This window comes from Flavobacterium bomense (assembly GCF_003970355.1).
Genome location: NZ_RYDJ01000224.1, coordinates 1 through 1,123 on the forward strand (window position 1 = coordinate 1; position 1,123 = coordinate 1,123).

The following is a 1,123-nucleotide window of genomic DNA, read 5'->3' on the forward strand; positions in this document are numbered from 1 at the left end:
AGCAAAACAACCTTTTGTGTCCAAAATGAGTCATGAAATACGAACTCCGATGAACGCTATCATTGGATTTACAAAAGTAGTATTGAAAACAGATTTGACGGAGAAACAAAAGGAATATTTATCAGCCATAAAATTGAGTGGTGATGCCTTAATCGTGCTCATCAACGATATTCTAGATTTGGCAAAAGTAGATGCCGGAAAAATGACATTTGAGTGTGTTCCATTTAAATTAGCTTCTTCAATTTCGGCAATGTTACATGTATTTGAAACAAAAATTCAAGAAAAAAATTTAGAATTAGTTACAGAATATGACAACAATATTCCAGAGGTATTACTTGGAGATCCCGTTCGTTTGCATCAAATTATTTTAAATTTAGTGAGCAATGCAATAAAATTTACTTCCAAAGGAAAAATCACAGTAAGTGTCCGATTATTCGATGAAGATGAAGAAAGTACTACTGTAGAATTTGCCATTTCAGATACCGGTATTGGAATTGATGAAATTAAAATGGAAACTATTTTTGATAATTTCCAACAAGCCACCAGTGGAACTTCTAGATTGTATGGAGGCACAGGATTAGGACTTGCTATCGTGAAACAATTAGTAGAACCGCAAGGCGGAACCGTTTGTGTAAAAAGTAAAATTAACGAAGGCTCTACTTTTAGTTTTACATTAAACTTTCCGAAAACAGATTTCGTTACTCAATTCGAAACCGAAAAGGAGGAAATAGAAATGGGGATCAGGAATATAAAAGTATTGGTTGTTGAGGATATGCCGCTGAATCAATTATTAATGAAAACCCTTTTGGATGATTTTGGTTTTGAGCGTGACATCGCTGAAAATGGGGCTATAGCCCTCGAAAAAATTAAAGAAAAAACCTATGATATTATATTAATGGACTTGCAAATGCCTGTAATGAATGGATTTGAAGCTACAGAATATATTCGGAATACAATGAATTCTACAATTCCTATCATTGCATTGACCGCAGATGTAACCACAGTAGATTTAGCCAAATGCAAAGCCGTGGGAATGAATGATTATATTGCGAAACCTGTTGATGAACGTATATTATATAATAAAATTATAGGTTTGGTAAAAAAACCAGTACTTCAAAAAGAA

1 protein-coding gene is annotated in these 1,123 nt (G+C 33.4%); it reads left to right on the forward strand.

All coding sequences use genetic code 11. The features are described 5' to 3' along the window. Positions 1-16: 16 nt before the first annotated feature. Positions 17-1,123: ATP-binding protein (locus tag EKL98_RS16915; protein ID WP_262706938.1), on the forward strand; the 1,107-nt coding region annotated here is incomplete at its 3' end.